18 protein-coding genes are annotated in these 22,378 nt (G+C 48.6%); 3 read left to right on the forward strand and 15 right to left on the reverse strand.

The window, feature by feature from the left end:
* The first annotated feature begins 135 nt into the window (after positions 1-135).
* Entirely contained in the window at positions 136-456 is a 321-nt protein-coding gene (locus D1627_RS10745) for a thioredoxin family protein (RefSeq protein WP_119432237.1), read from the forward strand.
* A 6-nt stretch (positions 457-462) separates the two neighbouring features.
* On the forward strand, positions 463-705 hold the full coding sequence (locus D1627_RS10750) for a DUF6952 family protein (protein ID WP_119432238.1): 243 nt from the start codon (positions 463-465) through the stop codon (positions 703-705).
* A gap of 133 nt (positions 706-838) precedes the next feature.
* Here D1627_RS10750 and D1627_RS10755 read toward each other — a convergent pair whose 3' ends face one another.
* The 8 genes from D1627_RS10755 to rbfA form a co-directional block, all read right to left on the reverse strand.
* Positions 839-1,450 carry a TetR/AcrR family transcriptional regulator gene (locus D1627_RS10755; protein ID WP_119432239.1) on the reverse strand — a complete coding sequence of 204 codons (612 nt, stop codon included), beginning with the start codon at positions 1,448-1,450 and terminating at the stop codon, positions 839-841.
* A gap of 120 nt (positions 1,451-1,570) precedes the next feature.
* Complete coding sequence (locus D1627_RS10760) at positions 1,571-2,245, reverse strand: carotenoid biosynthesis protein (RefSeq protein WP_119432240.1); 675 nt, start codon at positions 2,243-2,245, stop codon at positions 1,571-1,573.
* Positions 2,238-3,740, reverse strand: a complete 1,503-nt coding sequence (crtD, locus tag D1627_RS10765) for a 1-hydroxycarotenoid 3,4-desaturase CrtD (protein WP_119432241.1) — start codon at positions 3,738-3,740, stop codon at positions 2,238-2,240. The genes D1627_RS10760 and crtD overlap by 8 nt, the downstream gene beginning before the upstream one ends.
* 59 nt (positions 3,741-3,799) lie before the next feature.
* The gene (locus D1627_RS10770; protein ID WP_119432540.1) at positions 3,800-4,240 is read right to left on the reverse strand and encodes an SRPBCC family protein; all 441 of its coding nucleotides are present in this window, start codon (positions 4,238-4,240) and stop codon (positions 3,800-3,802) included.
* A gap of 110 nt (positions 4,241-4,350) precedes the next feature.
* Positions 4,351-7,278 carry a DEAD/DEAH box helicase gene (locus D1627_RS10775; protein WP_119432242.1) on the reverse strand — a complete coding sequence of 976 codons (2,928 nt, stop codon included), beginning with the start codon at positions 7,276-7,278 and terminating at the stop codon, positions 4,351-4,353.
* A gap of 177 nt (positions 7,279-7,455) precedes the next feature.
* Complete coding sequence (locus D1627_RS10780; protein WP_119432243.1) at positions 7,456-8,679, reverse strand: ABC transporter permease; 1,224 nt, start codon at positions 8,677-8,679, stop codon at positions 7,456-7,458.
* Positions 8,680-8,780: 101 nt separating this feature from the next.
* Positions 8,781-9,590 carry a class I SAM-dependent methyltransferase gene (locus D1627_RS10785; RefSeq protein WP_119432244.1) on the reverse strand — a complete coding sequence of 270 codons (810 nt, stop codon included), beginning with the start codon at positions 9,588-9,590 and terminating at the stop codon, positions 8,781-8,783.
* 21 nt (positions 9,591-9,611) lie between these two features.
* The gene (gene rbfA, locus D1627_RS10790; RefSeq protein WP_119432245.1) at positions 9,612-10,007 is read right to left on the reverse strand and encodes a 30S ribosome-binding factor RbfA; all 396 of its coding nucleotides are present in this window, start codon (positions 10,005-10,007) and stop codon (positions 9,612-9,614) included.
* A gap of 219 nt (positions 10,008-10,226) precedes the next feature.
* Between rbfA and D1627_RS10795 the strand changes: the two genes are divergently transcribed.
* Complete coding sequence (locus D1627_RS10795) at positions 10,227-11,627, forward strand: hypothetical protein (RefSeq protein WP_119432246.1); 1,401 nt, start codon at positions 10,227-10,229, stop codon at positions 11,625-11,627.
* 276 nt (positions 11,628-11,903) lie between these two features.
* On the opposite strand, the gene rpiB is transcribed toward D1627_RS10795, so the two are convergent.
* The 7 genes from rpiB to D1627_RS10830 all read right to left on the reverse strand — a co-directional run bounded on the left by rpiB (position 11,904) and on the right by D1627_RS10830 (position 22,350).
* The gene (gene rpiB / locus D1627_RS10800; protein WP_119432247.1) at positions 11,904-12,341 is read right to left on the reverse strand and encodes a ribose 5-phosphate isomerase B; all 438 of its coding nucleotides are present in this window, start codon (positions 12,339-12,341) and stop codon (positions 11,904-11,906) included.
* 8 nt (positions 12,342-12,349) lie between these two features.
* Entirely contained in the window at positions 12,350-13,192 is an 843-nt protein-coding gene (gene tatC / locus D1627_RS10805; protein ID WP_119432248.1) for a twin-arginine translocase subunit TatC, read from the reverse strand.
* A gap of 32 nt (positions 13,193-13,224) precedes the next feature.
* Positions 13,225-14,499 (reverse strand): serine hydroxymethyltransferase, encoded by a 1,275-nt coding sequence (glyA, locus tag D1627_RS10810; RefSeq protein ID WP_119432249.1) that lies wholly within the window; start codon positions 14,497-14,499, stop codon positions 13,225-13,227.
* A 192-nt stretch (positions 14,500-14,691) separates the two neighbouring features.
* Positions 14,692-20,511, reverse strand: a complete 5,820-nt coding sequence (locus D1627_RS10815; protein WP_119432250.1) for an IPT/TIG domain-containing protein — start codon at positions 20,509-20,511, stop codon at positions 14,692-14,694.
* Positions 20,512-20,917: 406 nt separating this feature from the next.
* Positions 20,918-21,613 carry a metallophosphoesterase gene (locus tag D1627_RS10820; RefSeq protein ID WP_119432251.1) on the reverse strand — a complete coding sequence of 232 codons (696 nt, stop codon included), beginning with the start codon at positions 21,611-21,613 and terminating at the stop codon, positions 20,918-20,920.
* Between the two features lie 110 nt (positions 21,614-21,723).
* Entirely contained in the window at positions 21,724-21,963 is a 240-nt protein-coding gene (locus tag D1627_RS10825; protein WP_119432252.1) for a hypothetical protein, read from the reverse strand.
* 87 nt (positions 21,964-22,050) lie between these two features.
* A complete protein-coding gene (locus tag D1627_RS10830; RefSeq protein WP_119432253.1) occupies positions 22,051-22,350 on the reverse strand; it encodes a hypothetical protein in 300 nt (99 codons plus the stop codon).
* Positions 22,351-22,378: the final 28 nt, after the last annotated feature.

Raw genomic sequence — 22,378 nt, forward strand, 5'->3', positions numbered from 1 at the left:
CTTATAGCTTATATCTATAAGTTGATAAATAATATCTATCGGAGCTCTTGCCCTATTATTGTTTGAAACATTTACTTTTGACTTTAGTTAAAAAGGGGACAGAACCTGATTACGTAAATTACAAAAATAAGAAATATGGCTGTTATTGTAGCAACTGACAATGATTTCAACGAAGTACTAAACTCAAACAAGAAGGTAGTTGTGAAATACTTCGCAGACTGGTGTGGCAACTGCCGCCTGTTTTCGCCAAAGTTCAAGCGAATGTCTGATGACGAAGCGTTTGCGGAAGTGACCTTCGTGGATGTAAATGCCGAAACAAGCCCAGAGGCGCGCAAGGTAGCCAATGTAACTAACCTGCCGTTTTTTGCTGTTTTTAGAGATGGCCAGTTAGTAGACTCAGTAGCCGCCAGCAAAGAAGAGGCGATACGCGAACTAATCCATAAACTTGACGCTTAATTAAGTATGAAAATACCCGCGATAAAAAAACTTGTTGAGAATTATAAGTTACAGGAGTTGATGGCGGCCGAAGCTGCCATTGTAGATGAACAGCCGCTTGCCATTGAGGTAGAGGGAGAAGATGAAGGCGAACAGCTAACACATGTGCTGGCTGCTGTCTGGATCCTGAATGAGATGGAAGACAACGGCACTGAGTTTAAGAGCGCCTTGCGCATGTATACCCAGAAAGTACGCGTATCCATTAGCTAAACGGCATTCTATTAACGCTTGTAAAAGGAGCGCCGCGGTAAAGTTTATACTTCAGCCACGGCGCTCTTCTTATTCATACCTGAAACGTATGGCTGCCAATACCTTTAAGAGCAAAGCAACCTTCGCTGAAATGCTATATGTTGTTTTTTGAAAAGTATTCTTCTGCAAGCTTTGCGCCTTGCTCTGTACAAATACCGCGCACATAGTATAAGTATACGCTCCGGAACACCTCACCCAGTTCGTAGCGATCGGGGGGGAAGATAACAGGGTTAATCATCATATGGAATTGCTCCATAATAATCTTCACCACCAGCTGCAGGTTAATGTCCTTCCGGAAATACCCTTGTAAAATGCCTTTGTTAATTATGTTCAGGTTTAAATAGTAGTTGTAGGAGCTTAGATGCTCTAGGCAAAGCTGCCATACTTCAGGGAAATACTGTTGCAGGTCAATGATATATGCTGGGTTTAGCTTTTTGAGATCTTCTATCCCGTTTTGCAACAACATCATAATCTCTTCTACAGAGTTGGTTGTTCGCTTCAGCATTTCTTCATCGCGCAGCTCCTGCTGCCGCAAATCAAAGAGTATGACTTGCCGCACCATGTCTTCCCTACTGCTGAATAACCCCTTATATTGGCTCTCCTGAATCCCCAACCGCTGCACTAGCCCTTCTTCAGTATGGCACTCTATACCCTCGCTCTTAAACACCTGAAGAAGCTGGCTCAATATCGTTTCTGCTACTACCATTTTAAGTGTCAAATGTTAATCCTGCTGCAGAGGTACAGCCTAATATTGCAGTAAAAGTACTATTTGAAAGCTAATTACCATAATAAAACTTTTATCCGGCTTAAAACACCCCGCCGTGCTTCACAGCAAACAATAGATACTAATAAAGAATAAAAGCTGTATCAGGTATACGGTAGGGGCCAAGCGGTTACTCTTGTAAAATGGTGCCATCTGAAAGTATACCTGCAAGCCCAGTGCCACTAAAAACCAACCTACGAAGTTAGACAAAGGAATGTGATTGCCCTGCCAGCTCCAGAAATCAAACTGCATGGCCACAGGTTCTATAAACACATCAAGCACCACCATTAGGCTAGCCCCAATTAAGGCCTTTGCAGGCCAAGGTAGCTTTGTATGGTTGCTAATGTGGCCGGTCGTGTAAACCAGCATCAGCCAGTTTAGGCCAATGAGCAGCGGCACATCCCATACTTTAGGGCCTAAGGATGCGCCGTAGGCATAGTCTCCGAACAAAAGGCCGGTATGCACACCCAATACCTCTGACAAAAAACCTGCAGCAAAAACTAAAGCCGCGAAAAGTATAAATGCAACATTCCAGCGCCGGTGAAACGCAAAAAGCAAAATATTGGTCAAAATTAGGTTCATGGGTGTGAGCCGCTGAAAATACTCTGGCTTGCCGCTAAATAACATGCCCCAAAAGCCAACCGCATGAAAAATTACTAGCACAGCCACAGCCGCATGAAATGTATACTTCCTATACTTATGACCAATATTAACAGGCGCTGTTTTAATTTCAGGCATGGTGCTTAACATTGTGTGTGGAACGTGAAACTATAGCAGGAACCAGCCCGGCCACAATTTTGGCTGATAGCAAGCATAATGGAATGCCGCCGCCCGGGTGCACGCTGCCACCGCAAAAGTATAAACCTGTTAGCTTTGAGCTGAAGTTTGGGTGCCTAAGAAAGGCTGCCATACGGTTATTAGAGCTGCTTCCATAAAGCGCCCCTCCAAAAGAAGATGTCCTGCTTTCGATCAGCAGCGGGTCGAGCAGCTGTTCTTCCTCTATCAGGGCTTCTACATCGGTTTGCAACATGGCGCTCAGTTTTTGCAGCACAGCCTGCCGGGTAGCGCGGGTCAGCTCTGGCCAATCCTGGCCTTGGTTGTGCGGCACGTTTACCATCACAAACCAGTTCTCGGCGTTGGCTGGGGCATCAGCGAGATCTGCCTTTGAGGTAATGTTGATGTATACTGTCGGGTCTGGGCTTACGGTTTTATACTTGAAGATGTGCTCAAACTCAGCTTTATAATCCTGGCTGAAAAAGATGTTGTGTACGTGCAGCTGCGGGAAACTGCGCCTTATACCCCAATAAAAGATAAGTGCGGAGCTGGAGCGAGGCTGCTGCAAGGTTTTCTCGGGCGCAGTGTGTTGTGGCAGTAGCTTGCGGTAAGTTGGCACCACATCCATGTTGCTTACCACCACATCTGCTTTATACTTGCCAGCGCTGGTTGCTACGCCGGTTACTTGCTTTCCTTCGGTCAGGATCTGTGTAACGCATTCATTATACTTAAATATCACCCCTAATTCTTCAGCTAGCTTTACTAGGCTGGCTGCAATGGCATAAATACCGCCCTCCGGGTAAAACGCGCCCAGGTTGTGCTCTAGGTGCGGAATAATGTTGAGCGTGCCGGGCGCCTGGTAGGGGTCGGAACCGTTGTAAGTGGCAAACCTATCCAGGAGCTGCACAAAGCGCGGGTCGGAAAACTGTTTGGCATTGGCCTGGTGCATGGTGGTGGTAAGCCCGAGATCGGAGAGGCAGCCCAGTGCTTTCAGCACATCGGGGCTCAGGTACGTATCCAGCCGGTGCAATGATTTCTGTAGAAACGTATCTGCCGTGCCTGTATAAAGCCTTTTACTTTTTTCTAATGCCTGTAGCACCGCATTCTTGGGCACACCCAGTTCCTGGTTAACCTCGGCGGCGAATGCGGCAGGCTCGGCGTACGCTTTTACGTGGCTGCCATCGGGCCAAAAGTAGTGCGTTATTGGGTTGAGGCGCGAGTAGGTGAAATGATCCTGTGGGTTGCGGCCGGCGGCTTCAAACAGTTCATCCACTAGGTGCGGCAGCGTAAACAGCGATGGCCCGGCATCAAATCTATACTTGCCCAACCAGAACTCCTGCATTTTGCCTCCAAAGGTGTCGTTGGCCTCCAGCACGGTTACCTTATAGCCTTTTAAGGCCAGGCGCACCGCTGTGGCAATGCCTCCAATGCCGGCCCCTATGATCACTGCTTTTGCCATACCCTAATATACGGTTTTATACTTGCTGTGCAGTAAACTGGCAGCGCCGGGGAAAGGTTTTATACTTTGCCAAACTCGCGCTCGTAGATGGGCCCGCGCATCCCGAACTGTAATTTCATGATTGGGAGAAGTATAACATCCAGTAATTTTAAACCGGTGCTAAAGGTAATGATGTCGTGGATGGTGGCTCCGGTGCCGTTTTTCGTAACCAGGTGCTTGTGGCGCCACAGGCGTAGGGGAGGAGGCAGTTGCTGCCCCTCGTCTATGAAGTATGCCTCAGAGTCCGTCACTTTCCGGGCTGTGATCAGGCTCGTCCAGCGAAAGGATTTAATGCCAGTCTGCAGTTCCACATCTACTACATCGCCGGGCTCGGAGCCATCAAAGCGCAGCAGCTTTAGCTTTGGGTACGCCGGTGATAGCCTCCGGAACAACCGCTCATCAAACGCATTAAAAACTGTAAGGTAATCTTGGGCTACATTGGTTCTGAGGTGGAGATGCATAGGTTGATTGCTGGTTGTTGTATTGTTGATTGCTAGTGTTCGGAAGTACACATACATAATGTATAACGTGCTTATCCCGCTCGGCGCTGTATCTCAACCTCTCTACCTTTCTAACTTAACAAACTATCAATATCTTCTCTGGTCAGGCTTTTGATGATGGTTTCGTCCGTGCTGATGAGGTCAGTTACCAGCTGTATTTTGCGGTTTTGCAGGGCGAGTATCTTTTCCTCTACAGTATCTTTGGTGATGAATTTATAGGTGAACACTGTGTTCCGCTGGCCGATGCGGTGGGCACGGTCTACGGCTTGCGCCTCCACGGCAGGGTTCCACCACGGGTCAAGTATAAACACGTAGTCGGCAGCAGTCAGGTTTAGACCTACACCACCAGCTTTCAGCGAGATCAGGAACACTTGTATACTTTCATCGGTCTGGAAGCGCTCTACCTGCTCCTGGCGGTTCTTAGTGTTTCCGTCCAGGTATGTATAGGCTATCTCTTTCTCATCCAGTGATTTCCGGATAATTTCCAGGTGCTTTACAAACTGGCTAAATATGAGCACTTTGTGCCCTTTGCCCATCACGTTCTTGGTCATGCGCAGCACCTCCTTCAGCTTACCCGATTCGCCCACATAGCCTGCATCGGTCATGAGGGGGTGGTTGGCGATCTGGCGCAGCTTAGTCAGGCCTTGCAAGAGCATAAACTGCGTGTTGCCCGGCCCGTTTTCTTCCAGGCTCGTCAGGATTTTGTTGCGATAGAATGACTTTGTTTCTTCGTAGGCATGCTCCTGCTCCTCGGTCATTTTGCAGAAAGAGGTATGCTCTATTTTCTCGGGCAGCTCTTTGGCCACTTGCGATTTATGCCTGCGAAGTATAAATGGCTTGATGAGCGCATGTAGCCTACGGGTTTTCTGTTCGTCCTTCTCCTTCTCAATCGGCTTTAGAAACTCATTCCGGAAGAAATGCTGGTTGCCCAAAAGACCCGGGTTAATAAACGACATCTGCGCCCATAAATCCATGGTGCTGTTCTCAACGGGCGTGCCCGTAAGTATAAGCCGGTGCCGTGATTTAAGCGAGCGCACGGCCCGTGAGGTAGTAGAGTCAGGGTTTTTAATGGCCTGCGACTCATCCAGTATGATATAATCGAAATAATAGCTCTTGAGCAGCTCCGCATCCAGGCGCACAATGCCGTAGGATGTCAGTACCACGTCATACTCCTGAAACAGCTCCACGTTTTTATCGCGGTAGGTGCCCGTATAGTTAAGTATGCGCAGGTTTGGCGTAAACTTCTGCGCCTCGTTCAGCCAGTTATAAACCAGCGATGTTGGCATTACCAGCAGCGAGGCCGACTCTGCACCGTTCTCCTTGCGGTGCTGCAGCATGGCCAGCGTTTGCACGGTTTTACCTAGACCCATGTCATCGGCCAGACAGCCGCCAAACTTATAGTTCTGCACAAAGTGCAGCCAGTTGTAGCCAGCCTTCTGGTACGGACGCAGCTCGCCTACAAAACCTGCAGGCAAAGGCTGATCTTCTATGGTCTCAAACTCTCGCAGCTTCTCCAGCTTGCGCGTCATGGTTACGGTAGCCAGGTTGCCATTCTGAAGGTCGTTTACCAGCGCCATGTGGTGCTTCTTCAGTGTTAGCTGGTCCTCGCCCTCCGAGAAGGCAAACAGTTCAATGTACTGCGTAAACCACTCCTCCGGGATAATAGCTACCTGCCCGTTCGGAAGTATGAACTCGTTGTTTTTAGTGAGGATGTGGTTTTTGAGTTTGATGAATGGCACCTGAAAATCGCCGAAGCGCACAGTTCCGTAAATATCGAACCAGTCGTTCTTCTCCGTAATGCCCACATCCAGGGTAATTTCCCCGATAAAGTAGTTTTTGCCGCTTTTCTGGCATTGTGTTACTGTAAAACCTTGCTGCTCCAGGCTCTGCAGGTTGTTGCTCAACCACGAAAAAGCCTCGTTCTTCTCCAGCACGGCCTGTCCGTTTTTCACTTCCAACGCGCGTTTGTTAAGCTCCTTCACAAATTCCTTCTCGTGGTTTGCGTCCCGGATAAGTTTGTGAAAGATGTATGAGTCCGGCGTTTTCTCCATACTTACGCTGATGCGCTTAGCCTCCTGCGCCTGCACCATGTAATCGCCATACTTAAACGAAAGGTCGAAAAGGATCTTACCACCCGCGCTGTTCCGGTCCGAGCGCCCTTCGCCGGCTTGCTTAAGCGCCCCTACTTCTGCCGCGGCAAGCTCCGAGAAGGTAAGGTATGGCGTGGGCGCATACTTTTCGGCATTTATGGCGAAGCCCTTGGCATGCACGTCAAACTGCTCTACCAGCTGTGCCACAAATTTGCGGTAATAGTTTTCCTCCACCGAACGGGGCACTACGATAAACTTCTTATTTAGGAAGGGCTGCAGCTTTTTACCGTCTACGTTCTTCTCGAAGCTGTACACTACATCGTTCAGCAGCAGCCAGGCTGGCTCGTAACAGATCAGCGAAGCGTTGCGGTACTGAAAATCCAGCTTTTGGCCGGCGTACTTTATGGTCGGGAAGTAATGGGTGTTATCGGTGTTGCGCATAAAATGGAACAGCACCGTGGCGCGCTCCGGGGCAATATTGATGCGTTTCCAGGTTGGCTCGCCATCCTTGCCCATGATAAATGTCATTTTATCGTGGCGCAGCAGCTCCAGTATTTTAGCCATGCGGGCCTGAATGTAATGGCTAATGCTTTCCTGCAGGGTTTTGTCGCCTTTCTCGGGGTCGTATACTTTCAGAAAAAAATCAACCGGCGACATTTTTTTAGTGGAGAACTTCTTAAGCACGGCATCCTGCTGCACCTGGTCGATGAGCTGTATGAGCTTGAAATCTTCGGCGTTGAGGCGCGAGGAGAATTCGTCGGCGTTCTTGGCCGAGATATTCTGGTGCTGCAGTGTAAGCTGGCCTTTGGAGTTTACCTGTACCACAAATGACTCAAACAGGTAACCCAGGTATTCGTGCTCGAAAAGCGAATAGATTACCTGAAAAGGCTGAGTGGTATAAACGTTCATGCCAGAGACATTTTTAGGACTTCAAATTTAGGCTTAAACGGGCTGAATTCCTATAAAAAACAAGCCTTTTAGCAGGTACATTAATAGGACTTACCAAATACTTTTGAGCAACAAGCACGGAGAGTGATTGTTTTTGCAGCCATGCAATTGTACTGTCTCAGGAGAGGAAGAGTATACTTATATGTTCTCTGTAACCGAAAGGGCAGCCGCTTTGTTTGCCGGCCTGATAGATACCAGAAGGGTGATGATGACAATGGCAAGGCCCGTCAATACAAAGTCCTGGATTTCCATTTTTACCGGGTATGCCTCTACCACCGAGGTAGCCATACCCATACTTACTAGCCCAAACGTTTGTTGAAGGTTGCAAATAAACATGCCCAGTGTAAGGCCATACGCAGCACCAATACAGGCTACCAGCGCGCCTTCCAGCAAAAAAATATTACGGATGGTTTTAGCTGTGGCACCCATGGAGGCAAGTATGGCAATGTCCTTCTTCTTATCGATAACGAGCATAGACAGGGAGAAGAAGATATTGAGCGAGGCGATGCCAAGTATAAATGCAAACGTGATGAAGACAAAGAGCTTCTCTACTTTTACGGCGCGCAAAAGGCTGGTATGTTGCTCATCGGAGTTTAATATTTTGAAATCATCTCCTAGCAGTTGCTGTAGTTCCCGTTTTACCTGCTCAACCTTAAAGCTATCTTCAACCTTTAGCTCCAGGGAGGTGCGCCTGCTGCCATACTCCAGCAGTTCTTCGGCAAAGTTAAGTGGCACAAATACGTAGGCATCATCATACTGGCGCTCTATGGCAAAGATGCCGCCAGGAAGTATATTTATGTTATTAAAGGAACCTTCCGGGTTTAGAGGGTTGAACTTGACGTTGCGCGGGTATAGAAACTGCAGCGGTACAAACTGGTTGCTCGGGTGGATGGAGAGTTGGTATTGCACCCCACGGCCTACTAGCGCCCTATAGGCGTTATTATTGTAAAGATCGCTGCTGCCTTCCACCACTGACGAGCCAACCTCGTTTTGGGCAAAAAAGTTCTCGCTCACGCCTTTCATCTTCACCCCCATCTGGCGGTCGTTGTAGCGCAGCAGGGCGTTATCTTCTATCACCTCCGATACCACAGCCACGCCTGGGGTGCGCCTGATACGGTTCATAAACTCGGTGTCTGTCTCGAAGGATTTTCCTTCGGCAGCGGTAATTTTCAGGTCAGGGTCAAAGCTGGAGTATATTTCCCGGATCAGATCCTCGAGGCCGTTAAACACCGACAGCACAATAATAAGCGCCGCCGAGCCCACCGCCACCCCGATCATGGCAATGTTAGAGATGATACTAATGATGTTCCTCTTCTTTCTGGAGAAGAAATATCGCTTCGCTATCAGAAAAGGTACGTTCATTCTTTAATTGCTAATTGTTTGTTGTTGATTGTTTGATAGAAAAACGTTCACTTTTACACATCTTGAGCTAACATTTTAACAATTAACAATCCAACAATTTACTATTTCCAGGCTTTTACAATCAGGCCGGTGCCTGATGCGTGATTGCCGTTTACATCTTTCTTGTTCAAGAAAAGGCTAAACGGAAAGGTAAGCAGGTAATAGAACGGCAGCAGCACAAAGAAAATTTTAGATACATTCAGCATCAACAGCGGATACTTCATAGACAGGCGCCAGGAAACCTGACCCGGCTTGCCATAGGAGTAGCGCGCCTGCACTTTACTGAAACCGGCCAACTTAAGCTTATCCTCAATCTCCTTGATATTATAGCCATCGCGTACGTGCTCCTCAATAAATGAGGTTTCATCATCGCCGTGCACATCCGAGCCGCCCTGGTCAGACGGGGTAGAAATTAGCAACATGCCTCCTGAGCGTAACGACGCGTGGAAATTCCTGAACACCTCCACATCCTCCAGGATATGCTCCATCACATCCACCGAAAGTATGAGGTCATAATTTTCCGGCTCCCGAAACTTTACAAGGTCTGCAATCTTAAACAGCACATTGTGGCGGCCAATGGCACGCATAAAGCAGTTGCAGTCTGATACCTGCTCTTCTTTTACATCTACGGCAAGTATGTTCCACTTGCTGCTCATACCAGAGAGGAAGTAAGTATACTGGCCAAAACCAGAACCTGCATCCAGGATATGCTGTTGCTCGCCTCGGCGGTTGGCAGCCCACTCGTTCAGCTCTTTGTGCACGTGCCAGGCACGCAGCAAGAGCAGGTCCAGCATGTTGTAAAACACGCGGCGCAGGAAAGGCGTTTTGTTAAAAGCGTTGCCAAGCACCCGCTTTATAGGGTCGTACTGCATAAGGGTGATGTGCGGCTAGGGCTACTTGTTAGGGTATGTTTCGTCATCCTCGTCGTCCTCGCTGGCGGGCGGGATTTCCAGGTTATCAAACAATTTATCTATTTTTGAGGCGTACTCGGCAGTATCATCCAGGTAAAAAATAAGCTCCGGGATAATGCGCACCTGCTTTTTAATGCGCTGCGCCAGCTGATGGCGGATGGTTTTGGCATTAACACGGACCTCCTGCAATAAGCTCTCGTTGTTCTGAGCCATCATTACGCTCAGGTATACTTTGGCTACGCCCAGGTCTGGGGATACGCGCACCACGCTTACGGATATATAAGCGCTGCCAAACAGGTGAGGCACCTCACGCTGAAAGATATCCGCCAGCTCTTTCTGAATCAGGCGCGAAAATTTCTGTTGTCTTTTACTTTCCATATGAAGATGCAAATATCATATTAATTTCGCATTTTTACCCCAAAAGCGCCTCACTCATTTCAAGTTTGGCGTTTTAGGTGAACGCTGCTGAGGCAAAGGCACTTGTTGCGGTAACGGCTGACAGCCCTGATTTGGGTTTGAGGTGCTCCGTATAGGTGCTGTATACCTTTCGTTGGCGTTTTTTTGTTTTTATGTAGTTACTTCTAACTCCGTCTTTCCTTGATTAGTTACTTCCGTAGCATACTGCCTTCCCGCCTTATTTTGCTGATTCTGCTGTTTTTGGGGATACAATTGCCGCTCGTGCTGCTCGGAATCCCGGGCACGGCCCCTGAGCTGCTGCACATGCTGGTAGGGGAGCGGCTCGCCGACGGGCACCAAATGTACCGCGACATTTACGATAACACGGCTCCTATTTCCGCGCTCGTTTTTTGGATACTGGATTTACTGGCCGGGCGGTCGTTCCTGGCTTACCGGCTTACATCCATGGCTTTGGTTTTGCTGCAGGCGCTCGTGCTGAATAACATTCTGAATCGCCACAAAGTATACGCCAGCAACAATTACCTGCCGGCGCTGCTATACCTATTGCTAGGCAGCCTCTCGTTTGAGTTTAACATGCTTACGCCACTGCTCATTGGCAACACGTTTCTCATACTTTCACTGCCATACATCATCACGCTCTCGCGGGAGGGGTACGACAACAGCCGTTTGTTTGTGGGCGGGTTTATGCTCGGCTTGGCTGCCATGAGCTACCTGCCGCTGGCCGTTTTCCTGCTGGTTGGCATTTTTGCAGTGATATTCTTTGCCTCTAACACGTTTCGTAGTTTTATGCTGATGCTGTGCGGCTTTGCCTTTCCGTATGCCGTACTGCTGACATACTATCTCTACACCAACACCAGCCAGGAGTTTCTGGAGCTGCACCTCCTGCGCCCGTGGCAACTGCAGGTTGCCTTCCTACGGCCTCCCGCCGATGTGGCCAAACTCATGGCAATCCCGGCTATCATACTTTTGCTGTCGCTGCTAAGCACGGCCTCGCTGCCACAGCGCCTGGTGTTCCAGGTTAAGTTTCAGCAACTGATGTGGGTATGGTTAGTGGCCAGCCTACTGGTTATTTTCACCCGCGATGAAATCTCCGTGGCCACCTTCGTGATCGTGCTGCCGCCCATTGCCTACTTCGGGCAGTTTTTCTTCACCTCTGGCCGCAAAGCCTGGCTGCTGAACGTGGTGTTCCTGGTGATGCTTGCCGGCGTGCTGGTGCTGCGCTACAGGCTAGCGCTGGGTATAAACCGGTTCCTGCTGCTGGATGAGTCGCCGCTGCTCTTGCCGGAGCAGGCGCAGGTACCAATGCAGAACAGCTCCGTGCTCGTGCTAGGCAACGACATCAGTTATTACATGCAAAACAAACCCGTAACGCCATACATTAACTGGCCGCTTGCCCAGCGCCACTTCGGAAAGCTACATGAATACCAGGCGGTGTTTGAGGTGTACGAGAACTTTAAACGGGAGATGCCGAAATACCTGATCGATAAGGCCGGGCTATTGCCTGAGCTAAAGTATAAGCTCCCCGATGTTTTCGGAAAGTATAAGCCAACCAATAACCCTGATGTGTTTGTGCTTGAATAGGATGAACTTGGAGGCTATTTTTTTTGTTAGCATAGCCAACTATAACATCCTTTAAGTGCTTAACATGTTATTTTTGGCCTTTCTGGCCAGTTGAGTCGGAGACTCAACATTTATACTAAGGCACGAATCTGGAGATTCGCGCCAGCGAATAGTATCGCCAAACGAAATTTATAAAAGCTGTTGTGAGACTTTGGGACTCAAAAAAGTGCATTAGACAATAAGAGCCGCCCCTGTATGGGAGCGGCTCTTGTTGTTTAGATTGGTAGGATGTGATGCCTAGCAGTCGTTGATTTTGTTTACACGGTTTTGGTGACGGCCTCCCTCAAATTCAGTGCTCAGGAAAACCCTGACCATCTCCTTGGCCACTTCCTCAGACACGAAACGCGCCGGGATGCAGAGTATATTAGCATCATTATGCTCGCGGGCAAGCTTTGCCACTTCTACCTCCCAGCACAGGGCTGCACGGATTTGTGGGTACTTGTTGGCCGTTATGGCCACGCCGTTGCCGCTTCCGCAAATCAGGATACCGAACTCGGCTTCCTTTTTTGCCACAGCCTTTGCCAGCGGGTGCACATGGTCTGGGTAGTCAACAGAGGCATCAGACTGCGGCCCGAAGTCCTCAATCTGGTAGCCTTGTTCTGCCAACACCTCTTTTAGCATACTTTTATACGTAAAACCGGCATGGTCTCCACCAATTGCTATGTTATGTGCCATTGTTGCTATTACTGTGTGTTATTTTCGTTTAATCGCTTCAGGTCCTTTTTACGGATAGAGTTTGAAATCCGTATACTTGCTTCGTAAAGCAGCATTAGCGGCATGGAAATCAGTATCTGACTTACCACATCCGGAGGCGTGATAATGGCACCTACCACAAGTATAACAATCAGGGCATGGCGCCTGTACAGCTTCATGGTTTCTGCCGTTATCAGCCCTGCCTTTGTCAGGAAGAACACGATTACCGGCATCTCAAACATAAAGGCGCAGGAGAGGCAAAGTGTAGTTAGGGTAGAGATGTAAGAGGACAAATCAAACTCGTTGATAATGGTTGGGTCTACTTGGTAGCCTGCCAGGAAGTTAATCGAGATCGGCGATACCACATAATAACCAAACAGCAGCCCTAGTACAAACAGAATCCCGACGAAGAATACGGCTCCCTGCGAGTTTTTACGCTCTTGTGGGTATAAACCCGGTTTCACGAAACGCCATATCTCCCAAAACGCGTATGGGAAAGCACAAGCCAGACCAAGTATGGCCGACACCAACAGGTGCATGGCGAACTGCCCGCTCATCTGGCGGCTCTGGATGGTAAAGCCCATCTCCGAGAAGCACAGCGCATCCGTGCCGAGTTTTTGCCCCAGCTCACACATTACCCTGTAGCTCAGAAAATCTGTGCGGGAGGGGGCAAGTATGATATCATGGAAAACAAAGTTTTTCGCCAGAAACGCGATGGTGGCAAAAACAAAGATTGAGGCCAGCGCCCTGATAATATGCCATCTCAACTCCTCCAGGTGGTCCACAAAAGACATTTCCTGGTGCTGATCCTCCTCAATATATTGCTGGTCCATCAAAAGCAGTTCCTCCTATTATCTAGTTATTCTTAGTAAGCAAAAAGTGGATACTCCTGCATCCAGTTGTTAATGTCGTTGCGCACTGCGCTGATTTTGCTATCGTTGTCATTGTTTGTCAGCACGTCATCTATGTACCCTACAATGCGATCCATGTCCTGCTCTTTGAGGCCACGGGTAGTGATTGCAGCAGTACCCACACGCATCCCTGATGTAACGAACGGTGACTTATCATCGAACGGCACCATGTTTTTATTAATTGTAATATCGGCTTTAACCAGTGTATTCTCAGCCAGCTTTCCTGTAATTCCTTTTGATCGCAGGTCAATTAACATCATGTGGTTGTCTGTACCTCCGGAGATGATGTTATAGCCACGCTCTAAGAAGGACTTCGCCATAGCCTGTGCGTTTTGCTGCACCTGCTTCACATAGCCAAGGTAGTCATCTGAAAGTGCTTCGAAGTATGCTACAGCTTTTGCTGCGATTACGTGCTCCAATGGACCGCCCTGCGTTCCTGGGAATACGGCACCATCCAGCACAGAAGACATCATACGAGTTTCGCCTTTTGGAGTTTTAAGGCCGAATGGGTTCTCGAAGTCTTTACCCATCATAATCATACCGCCTCGTGGGCCGCGCAGTGTTTTGTGCGTTGTGGTCGTTACGATATGGCAATGCTCAAAAGGGTTATTCAGCAGGCCACGCGCAATAAGGCCAGAAGGGTGAGAGATATCAGCTAGCAACAGGGCACCCACCTCATCGGCAGCTTGGCGCAGCTTTTTATAATCCCAGTCACGGCTATAGGCAGACGCACCGCAAATGATAAGCTTTGGCTTTTCGCGCCGAGCCGCTTCTACTACTTTGTCAAAATCGATCAGGCCGGTTTCCTGCTCCACGCCATAAAACGTAGGGCTGTAAAGTTTACCCGAAAAGTTAACCGGTGAACCGTGCGTTAAGTGCCCGCCATGCGAAAGATCGAAACCCAGGATTTTATCGCCGGGGTTTAGCACGGCCAGCATTACAGCAGAGTTTGCCTGCGCACCAGAGTGCGGCTGTACGTTTACCCATTCTACTCCAAACAGCTCCTTTGCACGGTCAATGGCCAGCTGCTCTGATTGGTCTACTATTTCGCAGCCGCCATAGTAGCGCTTGCCTGGCAGGCCTTCGGCATACTTGTTTGTCATAACGCTGCCCATAGCTTGCATTACCTGCTCCGAAACAAAGTTCTCAGAGGCAATCAGTTCAATACCATGTGTCTGGCGTGCTTTTTCTTTCGCAATCAGGTCAAATATCGCTGTATCTTTTTGCATCGGTTGGGGTTAGGTTTAGTAAGCGTTCAAAATTAAAGTATGCGCCGGAATAAACCAATGTTTCAGAAGTTTATATACGGGGCTCATGCCGCCGCCAGATTTACCCGCTTCTATATTTGCACCACTTCTTGGCTATACTTTTAAGGCCCGGCGCAGAAGCGCCGGGCCTTAAAAGTATAGAGTGCCCTAAGGTTACTGCTTAAGCACCTTTACCTGGTATACTTGTCCGTTTATAGTTACCGTCAGCACATACATGCCTTTGGTTAGCTTGTCGTACACCGGCAGTTGCACTTCGTTTTTGCCTGGCAGCAGCGCTATCTCTTTGGTGTATACTTTTCTACCGGAGATGCTGTGCAGGTTCAGCGCCGCTTCGCCTGCTACCTCGGAAGTTACATATACTTTTGAGTTGTAATTGATTGGGTTTGGAGCTACAAGCAGCTGCGTTACTAACTTTGGTGCCTGATATGTTACAGAAACCACTTTGCTGTAAGCCGATGTGCCATCCAGGTCAACTTGCTTCAGACGATAGTAGCGCGTACCGCTCTCCTGGCCCAGTGCGTGCGTAAACTCATAGGTTGTGCGGACGCTGCTGTTGGTTTGCTTGCTGGCTACCTCTCCAACTTTGTTAAAACCGGCTATGCCGTCCATCGACATTTCTATATCAAAATGAGAGTTATTCTCTTCGGAGGCAGTAACCCATGTTAACACGGTGTTCCCACCCTGCAACGTTGCCTTAAATGAGGCCAGCTCAACCGGAAGCGGTGTATTGGTGGAGTTACCTGTTACAGACACTACCCTTGCGGAGGCATTTGTGGCTGTGTGCACAATGCTACCTGTATGGTAATCCTCATCCAGCGGTTTATACTTTACATAAATTGTGGTAGGAGCCAAGGTGCCGTCTCCATTCGGGTTCGGAATGACAAGGTTACCTGACGAAATATAGCCACTGCTTTCGCTGAGCGAGATCATGAAATTACCTCTTGCAGGTGCTGCAATTGTGATATCACTTTCTAGGTTGGTTGCGCTCACAGTATACGTCTGCACACTAGACTCTTCGCCTACAGTTGCCTCGAATTGCGCTAACGAGGATCTGCTAACTGTAATAACCGGAACAATCACTGTGAAGGTCTGGCTGCTAGTGGCAGGCGGCCCCTCTAACGTGTATACCTTAACTTTACCTGTACCTGCACCTTTTGGCACTACAACAGTCAGTTCCAAGCCATCTTCAGATTCCTCAAACTGCGATGTCGAGAATCCGTTTCCGAACTCTACCTTTCCTACATCTCTTAGGTTAACGCCAGAGATAACAAATGTAGAACCGATTTTACCTTCTGTCGGATTCAAGCTATCGATGATCGGGCTGGTAACTACAAAGTCATTGGTGCTGGTTGCGGTGCCACCAGCTGTAGTCAGGGTTATTTTGCCCGTTCTGGAGCCGGATGGCACAACCGCCGTTACCGTGTTGTAATTAACGTTGCTAAAGGATGCCGGCACACCGTTAAACTGCACAGATTGTGTACCTGTAATTGCCACACCGGTAATAGTAATAGTAGTTCCAAATGGCCCTTCTGTAGCGGTAAAGCTCGTGATCTCCGGTATAACCTTGTAAGTATAACCCGCGCTTGTGCCGCTTGGCGTAGTTACGGTTACAGCTCCTGTTCGGGCATTATTTGGCACATTTACAGTAAACGACTTCAACGGAATGCCATTAACGTCAGTCCCTGCATCTGTAAGCGTTATGCCTGTTAATAGCACGTTCACTGAACCGGCAAACCGGATGTTTGTAATGTCATCGAAGTACCTGCCGGTAACTGTAACCTGCTCGCCTACCTTGCTTCCTGCCGTTGGCGTAATGGATGTGATAACTGGGCGCAGCACTGTAAACGTTACACTATTACTAACACCGCTTGGAGTCTCAACGGTAACACTGCCAGTTCCAGAGGATGCGCCTATAGGCACTGTAAATCTGATTTGCTCGTCATTGTCAAACGTAAATTCAGAATCGTTAAGTACTTTGCCATTTACTGTCAGCTTAAAGGCATCCTGGAAATACTGGCCGGCAACTATAATTTCTGTAATGCCTACCTGCCCTTGGTTCGGGGTCAGCGAAGCTATGACCGGTTTAAGCACTGTAAATGTTGGGCTGTTTCCGGTACCGCTCGGGGTTGTTACGGCAATTGGGCCGGTTTTGGCTCCTGCAGGCACCACAACCGTTATTGTGGTATCATTTACTACAGTAAAATCCCCACCGCTTACAATCACATCATCCGAGTTATTGCCTGTATCACCCAGGAAAACAAGGCTGGTAGCGCTGTTAAAATACTTTCCGCCAATAGTTACAGTCGTAATATTCACACGCCCCTCTGTAGGGTCCAGTGTAAGTGGCTTCGGAGCAAGCACGGTAAATACCTCGCTCTCACCTGCGCCACTCAGCGAGGTTACCACAATGCTGCCGGTTACTGCACCGGTAGGCACGTTTACCGTAAAGGACTTCAACGGAATGCCGTCACCATCAGTGCCGGCGTCGGCTGGCGTGATTGTGCTAACATCAATTGCTTCTGCTCCTATAAACTCTATTTTCTCTACATCCTGGAAATAACGCCCTGTGATAGTAACAGCATCCCCAACACGCCCTTCATTTATACTTATAGCTGTAACCTCAGGAGCCAGCGTTTTAAAGGTTTCGATGCTTTGCCCGGTGCCGCTTGGTGTGGTTACTGATATGGTATTGATGTTCTGGTTAAGTATGGCTTTAGGCACATAGGCCAGGATTTTGGTATCTTCCTCTCCCGGAACTGGCGTAAATGAAGCTGTTATAGTGCCAAACCTCACTTCGGTTGCGCCGCTAAAGTATTGGCCTACTATAGTAACCTCTGTATTATAATAACCTTCTTTGATATTATCGACTTGGTTACCCACATAGAAATCCGCGATCTCCGGCGACAGCACTTTAAAGGTAAATGGATTGCTGCTCGCCGTGCCGCTTGCGGTTGTTACCTCTACCACGCCTTCTCCGGCATTTGCCGGAGGGTAAGCCGTAATCTGTGTATCGCTGTCTACGATAAAGCTGGTGGCTGCATTTCCGTTAAAGGCAACGCTGCTCGCACCTGTCAGGAATTGGCCAGTGATCGTTACGGCATCGCCTACATAGCCTTCCGTTTTATCCAGGGCAGTTATTATCGGCGCAGGCACTTCAAAGTCGTCGGTGCTGGTGGCCGTGCCGGCTGCGTTTGTAACTGTTACTTTACCAATAGCTGCATCTGCTGGCACAATGGCCGTAATGCTGTTCCCGTCTGGGGCCACTGTGAAAGAAGTGGCATCGATACCGTTAAACTGCACTGCCGTGATAACGGTGAAGTTTGCGCCGTTGATAGTAACCTCCGTACCCACAGCGCCGCTGAGCGGGGTAAAGTCTGTGATTTCGGGAGCAAGTATAACCGTGAACTCGTCTGCGCTTGTATCGCTACCATTGGCACCGGATACCGTGATGGTTCCTGTAGTAGCATCTGCCGGCACGTTTACCACCACCTCCGACTCAGAAGCAGATACCGGAGCAATTGCTGCGCTTGCTCCAAAGGTTACGGCATCGATCTGGCTAAGTAACTTTCCGGTTATGGTTACCGTGGTGCCAATCGTTCCGGAAGCAGGAGTGAAGCCAGTTATCAGCGGTGTGGTAAGCACGGTAAAGTCTTCTGTGCTCGAGCCTATGCCTGCCGCATTCTCAACTGACACAACACCCGTTAGCGCACCGGAAACCAGCGAAGCTGTTATCTCTGTATCGCTAACAAAGATAAAGTCAACCTCTACTCCGCCTACCTTCACGCTGGTAGCGCCCGTGAAGTTTATGCCTGTTATTGTAAAGCTATCGCCAACACGGCCTTCTGTTACTGCAAGAGTAATGTTATCAGGCTGGTATACTACTGTCAGGTCTTCCGGGCTTGTAACTGTGCCTGCAGGGGTAGTTACGCTGAAAGCGCCAGTGGTTGCCCCGGTTGGCACGGCTATCTCGAAGCTTTGCGTGCCATTAGGGTTTGCATTTAGGGTAACACCAGAAACATCTGCCGTTACTCCATCAAAGAATGTCACGTCTGTCAGCCCGCCCAAATTTTGGCCTGTTATAGTTATGATGCCTGTCTCTTTCTGAAATGTAGGGTCGAAACTGATTATTTTTGGTGTGGCATCAACCACAAACTCACTTGGCGTAAGGGCACTGGTTGTGCCGGTGCCGGCATCGTTTGTCAGTGAAAGCTCACCGGTTACCGCCCCGATAGGCACAACCACTGTAATCTCTGTATCGGTTACTGATGCGGCAGTTACTGTCAGGTCATCGGCCCCGCCATCGCCGGAAGCGCCTAAGAAGGTTACATTGGTTACTCCTGTAAAGCTAGTTCCGGTTAGTGTGATTATATCGCCGGGGCGCGCCGTTTCGGTAAAACTGGCAATAACCGGGGTTTGGTATACTACAAAGGCCTCTGCGCTTGTAGCGGTTCCGCCTGGTGTGGTCACACTGACGGTGCCTGTTACAGCTCCTTCCGGCACTGTCACTTCGAAGGTTTTAGTACCGTCGCCATTATCGGTAAGAGCCACTCCTGTCACATCCACTGTAACATTATTGGCAAAGGTAACTGTGGTTATACCTTCCAGGTTGCGGCCGGTAATGCTCACGTTTGTACCGGTAGCTGCACCCAATGTGGCTAGGCCAGCCTCAGGCGAGAAGGCCACAAACTCCGGTGCGGGTATTACTGTGAACGCATTGGTGCTTGTAGCGGTGCCATTTGCGCTCGTAACCTTTATTTTGCCGGTTTTGGCGCTTGCCGGCACACTTATGCTTAGTTGCGTATCGCTGGCGCCAGGGGCCGCCACGGCAACATCTACATCATCCGTATTATCGCCATCGGCACCCAGAAAAGTCACTTTAGTAACGCTCGACAAGCCAGTACCCGACAGGGTTATACTTGCATTAACCGGTGCGGCTGTTGGGTTAAAAGCTGGGGTGTTCAATTTTGGGGCCGAAACTGTAAAGTTTGCCACGCTTGTGCCTGTTCCGGCGGGAGTAGTAACAGAAATTTTACCTGTGGTAGCACCTAAAGGCACTATAGCCTTTAATTGTGTATCCGTAACAGAGCCACTGACAATGGTAGCAGACACACCATTAAAGCTAACGTTGGTAGCCCCTGCAAAATATTGGCCGTTGATGGTAACCTGTGTTCCTGCGGCACCAAGGTTTGGTGTGAATTTAGTGGTAACAACTGGTGGCGCCATCGTAAATTCATTAGCGCTTTCAGCGGTGCCCTCTGGCGTGGCGATTGCTATTTTTCCTGTTGGAGCGCCTGCCGGAACCTTTGCTACTAGCTCTGTGCCCGTGTTAGAAACGATAGTACCTACCACTCCGCCAAAATATACATCTGTTGCTCCAGTAAAGCCACTGCCTTTTATAGTTACCGATGTATCGAAGCTACCTTCTCCTGGAGAAAATGAATAGATTTCGGGAGCTACGGCAATTTTAACGGCATCCAGCAGGAGGTTTGCATCATTCCTTTGCGTCATCGCGAAACGTACGCGTTGCGTACCCGATGGCAAAGTATAGGTGTGCCGGGTTTCCTCGTTTTTGCTTTGGTCTGTAATAGTACCCAGCGTTATAAAGTCATCGTCACTCGCTGACGAAGATGATTCTACAACCATAGCAGTAGAATAGCTAGACCTGGCGGAGGTAGCTTTCAGAGTAAATCTTAAACGAGCTTCTACTGTAAGCTTTTTAAAAGCCAACTCAACTGTAGAGCCAGTAGCTTTAAACTGCGCTGACCCGCCAAAAGTGCTTGGGCTGAGTTCTGCACCATCAGCACTTAGGTTCGTTGCTGTAATGCCAGCCTCTGCATTTTTTGCCCAAGGCCCATCGAAGGTAGCTATCGCAGGCGTAGGTGTTTGTGCGCTGACCCCGAAGGCTAAAGACAGAAGTATAAAGAATGATAGCAGAAACCGTCGAATAAAATAAAGGCTGTAATTTTGTGTCATAGCTAAGTGCCTAGAATAAAAACAGGAATTTACTAGTAGTATATTATTTACAAATATCGTCACAAAATAAGATAATTAATCTTTTATTCTCACAAATCGCTTAAACACTTTGGTTTATGCGCTTGCTCTACCTAGGTATAAGTATATTCTGGCATTTTAGATTTGACCTCTATTTTAAGTCCCCAGAAACCATAACACCACATAAACACTTAGCTAAAGCATATGTTAATGTTTATCCATCTATTGATATATTAAAAGTTATATACAATTACCTAATGGATTAGGCCAAAACACTATCATTGGAATATTTATACTTAAAATACCTATGTTAAAAGTATAAATTTGCATCTCTATTGATAGTGTGCACCGATGTTAAAACGCAAAGGCTATAGCCTGTAATAAAGGTTTAGGTTTTACGTGCAATAGGGTAGGGCCTGTCAACGTTTGGCTGCACGAAAAGTTCTCGGGAGTCGAGGTCTAGAGCTACCAAGTTGCCATAAGCAGCATTTCTATAATAGACGCAGCCGGCATCCAGGTTAAGCTTTGGATCTCTATGCGACACAGCCTTTTTAATTGTGTGGAGTGCCGTGGGTGTGTGCCCGTGCAGCAGCGCTTTATTCTCTATTTTAGCCCAATCAACTTTGTAATTCCGGATGTTAAGCATAGCGTCCTTGTCCGCAAAGATATCTCGTTGTTTAAAGTCGAAGCCGGCATGGACCAAACAAAAATCAGGCAGTTGCAGGTAATAAGGGAGGCTTTTCAAGAATTTCACGTACTTTTTAGGTAATTTTTCGAAGCTTTCTACCTCAAAGCTTTGCAGCACCAGTTTCTTTTCCGGCGGAGTAAGGTTTAGTGCTTTTTCGCCTTTCTTCACGGATTTTAGCAGCATTTCGTCGTGGTTGCCGCGTAGGCAGTGCACCTGGTACTCCTGGTGTTGCAGGTGAAGTATAAAATCAATAACGCCCCTGGAGTCAGGGCCTTTGTTCACAAGGTCGCCGAGCAAGTAAAGCTCATCGGTTTTCTGCAGCTTTAGCTGGTCTTGCACCAGCGCTTTAAATGTACGGGCACAGCCGTGGATATCGGTAAGGGCGTAGCGGGCCATGTGTAAGTAGATTGCGCTGCCGTTTGGGTGGCATGCAAAGGTAGGACATAAAAAAGCTAGCACCTATTGTAGCAGGTGCTAGCCCTCATTAAAAATCGTGTCAGGAGCGATCAGTTATACTTGTTGTTGTCGATCTCCGGCTTGTCGGTGTTGCGGTTCGGGTTGTTGGTCAGCGTGTTTTCGCCTGCTGCTGCATCCGGGCCGCTTGTATGCTTTTTCTTCAGCTGCTCATGCTCGGCGCGGGTCTGGTTCGGGTCTACGGGCTTTCCGCCTGCTGCCTTATCCTGGCCCTGATCTGTTGGTTTGCCTTTATTTTCTGAGCTTGGTTGTGTGTGCTTATATGATGGCATAATTACCTCCTATTTATACTTAGTTTAACATGATGGTGATGAGCAAGTGTACACTATACTTGCCCATTGCCATACTTTAACTCGTTTTTATGAACCGCGGCCCTCGTCTTCGGTGCGCATGTTATCTGGTGGCTGTATGCCATCGTCGGCATAGTCGTTTACGCCAGTGGCGCTTGGCCCTTCGGAGGCTGTATCGCTACCGTAGCCTTCTTTGCCGTCGCGGTTACCAAAGCCGCCGCGCTGGTGTTCGTTCTTGGGCGGGTTTGCGCCTGGTATAATATGCCCGGCGCGCATTTCCTGATTCCCGGTATCTTCTTCAATCTCCCTGAAGCCTCTTTTTTCAGGTTTCTGATTCTTCAGTGTATGTTCTTCTTTATCTTCAGCCATATTGCATTCTTTTAAGTGATTTGGCGCC

The organism is Pontibacter oryzae (assembly GCF_003576375.1).
Lineage (GTDB): Bacteria > Bacteroidota > Bacteroidia > Cytophagales > Hymenobacteraceae > Pontibacter > Pontibacter oryzae.

Excerpts from the sequence above, each read along its gene's own strand:
- D1627_RS10815 (WP_119432250.1), bottom strand. The coding sequence starts at position 20,511 with ATGACACAAAATTACAGCCTTTATTTTATTCGACGGTTTCTGCTATCA.
- D1627_RS10755 (WP_119432239.1), bottom strand. The coding sequence starts at position 1,450 with ATGGTAGTAGCAGAAACGATATTGAGCCAGCTTCTTCAGGTGTTTAAG.
- D1627_RS10745 (WP_119432237.1), top strand. The coding sequence starts at position 136 with ATGGCTGTTATTGTAGCAACTGACAATGATTTCAACGAAGTACTAAAC.
- rbfA (WP_119432245.1), bottom strand. The coding sequence starts at position 10,007 with ATGGAAAGTAAAAGACAACAGAAATTTTCGCGCCTGATTCAGAAAGAG.
- rpiB (WP_119432247.1), bottom strand. The coding sequence starts at position 12,341 with ATGGCACATAACATAGCAATTGGTGGAGACCATGCCGGTTTTACGTAT.
- D1627_RS10825 (WP_119432252.1), bottom strand. The coding sequence starts at position 21,963 with ATGCCATCATATAAGCACACACAACCAAGCTCAGAAAATAAAGGCAAA.
- D1627_RS10750 (WP_119432238.1), top strand. The coding sequence starts at position 463 with ATGAAAATACCCGCGATAAAAAAACTTGTTGAGAATTATAAGTTACAG.
- D1627_RS10830 (WP_119432253.1), bottom strand. The coding sequence starts at position 22,350 with ATGGCTGAAGATAAAGAAGAACATACACTGAAGAATCAGAAACCTGAA.
- crtD (WP_119432241.1), bottom strand. The coding sequence starts at position 3,740 with ATGGCAAAAGCAGTGATCATAGGGGCCGGCATTGGAGGCATTGCCACA.
- D1627_RS10760 (WP_119432240.1), bottom strand. The coding sequence starts at position 2,245 with ATGCCTGAAATTAAAACAGCGCCTGTTAATATTGGTCATAAGTATAGG.
- tatC (WP_119432248.1), bottom strand. The coding sequence starts at position 13,192 with ATGGACCAGCAATATATTGAGGAGGATCAGCACCAGGAAATGTCTTTT.
- D1627_RS10820 (WP_119432251.1), bottom strand. The coding sequence starts at position 21,613 with ATGGCCCGCTACGCCCTTACCGATATCCACGGCTGTGCCCGTACATTT.
- D1627_RS10770 (WP_119432540.1), bottom strand. The coding sequence starts at position 4,240 with ATGCATCTCCACCTCAGAACCAATGTAGCCCAAGATTACCTTACAGTT.
- D1627_RS10785 (WP_119432244.1), bottom strand. The coding sequence starts at position 9,590 with ATGCAGTACGACCCTATAAAGCGGGTGCTTGGCAACGCTTTTAACAAA.
- D1627_RS10780 (WP_119432243.1), bottom strand. The coding sequence starts at position 8,679 with ATGAACGTACCTTTTCTGATAGCGAAGCGATATTTCTTCTCCAGAAAG.
- D1627_RS10775 (WP_119432242.1), bottom strand. The coding sequence starts at position 7,278 with ATGAACGTTTATACCACTCAGCCTTTTCAGGTAATCTATTCGCTTTTC.
- glyA (WP_119432249.1), bottom strand. The coding sequence starts at position 14,499 with ATGCAAAAAGATACAGCGATATTTGACCTGATTGCGAAAGAAAAAGCA.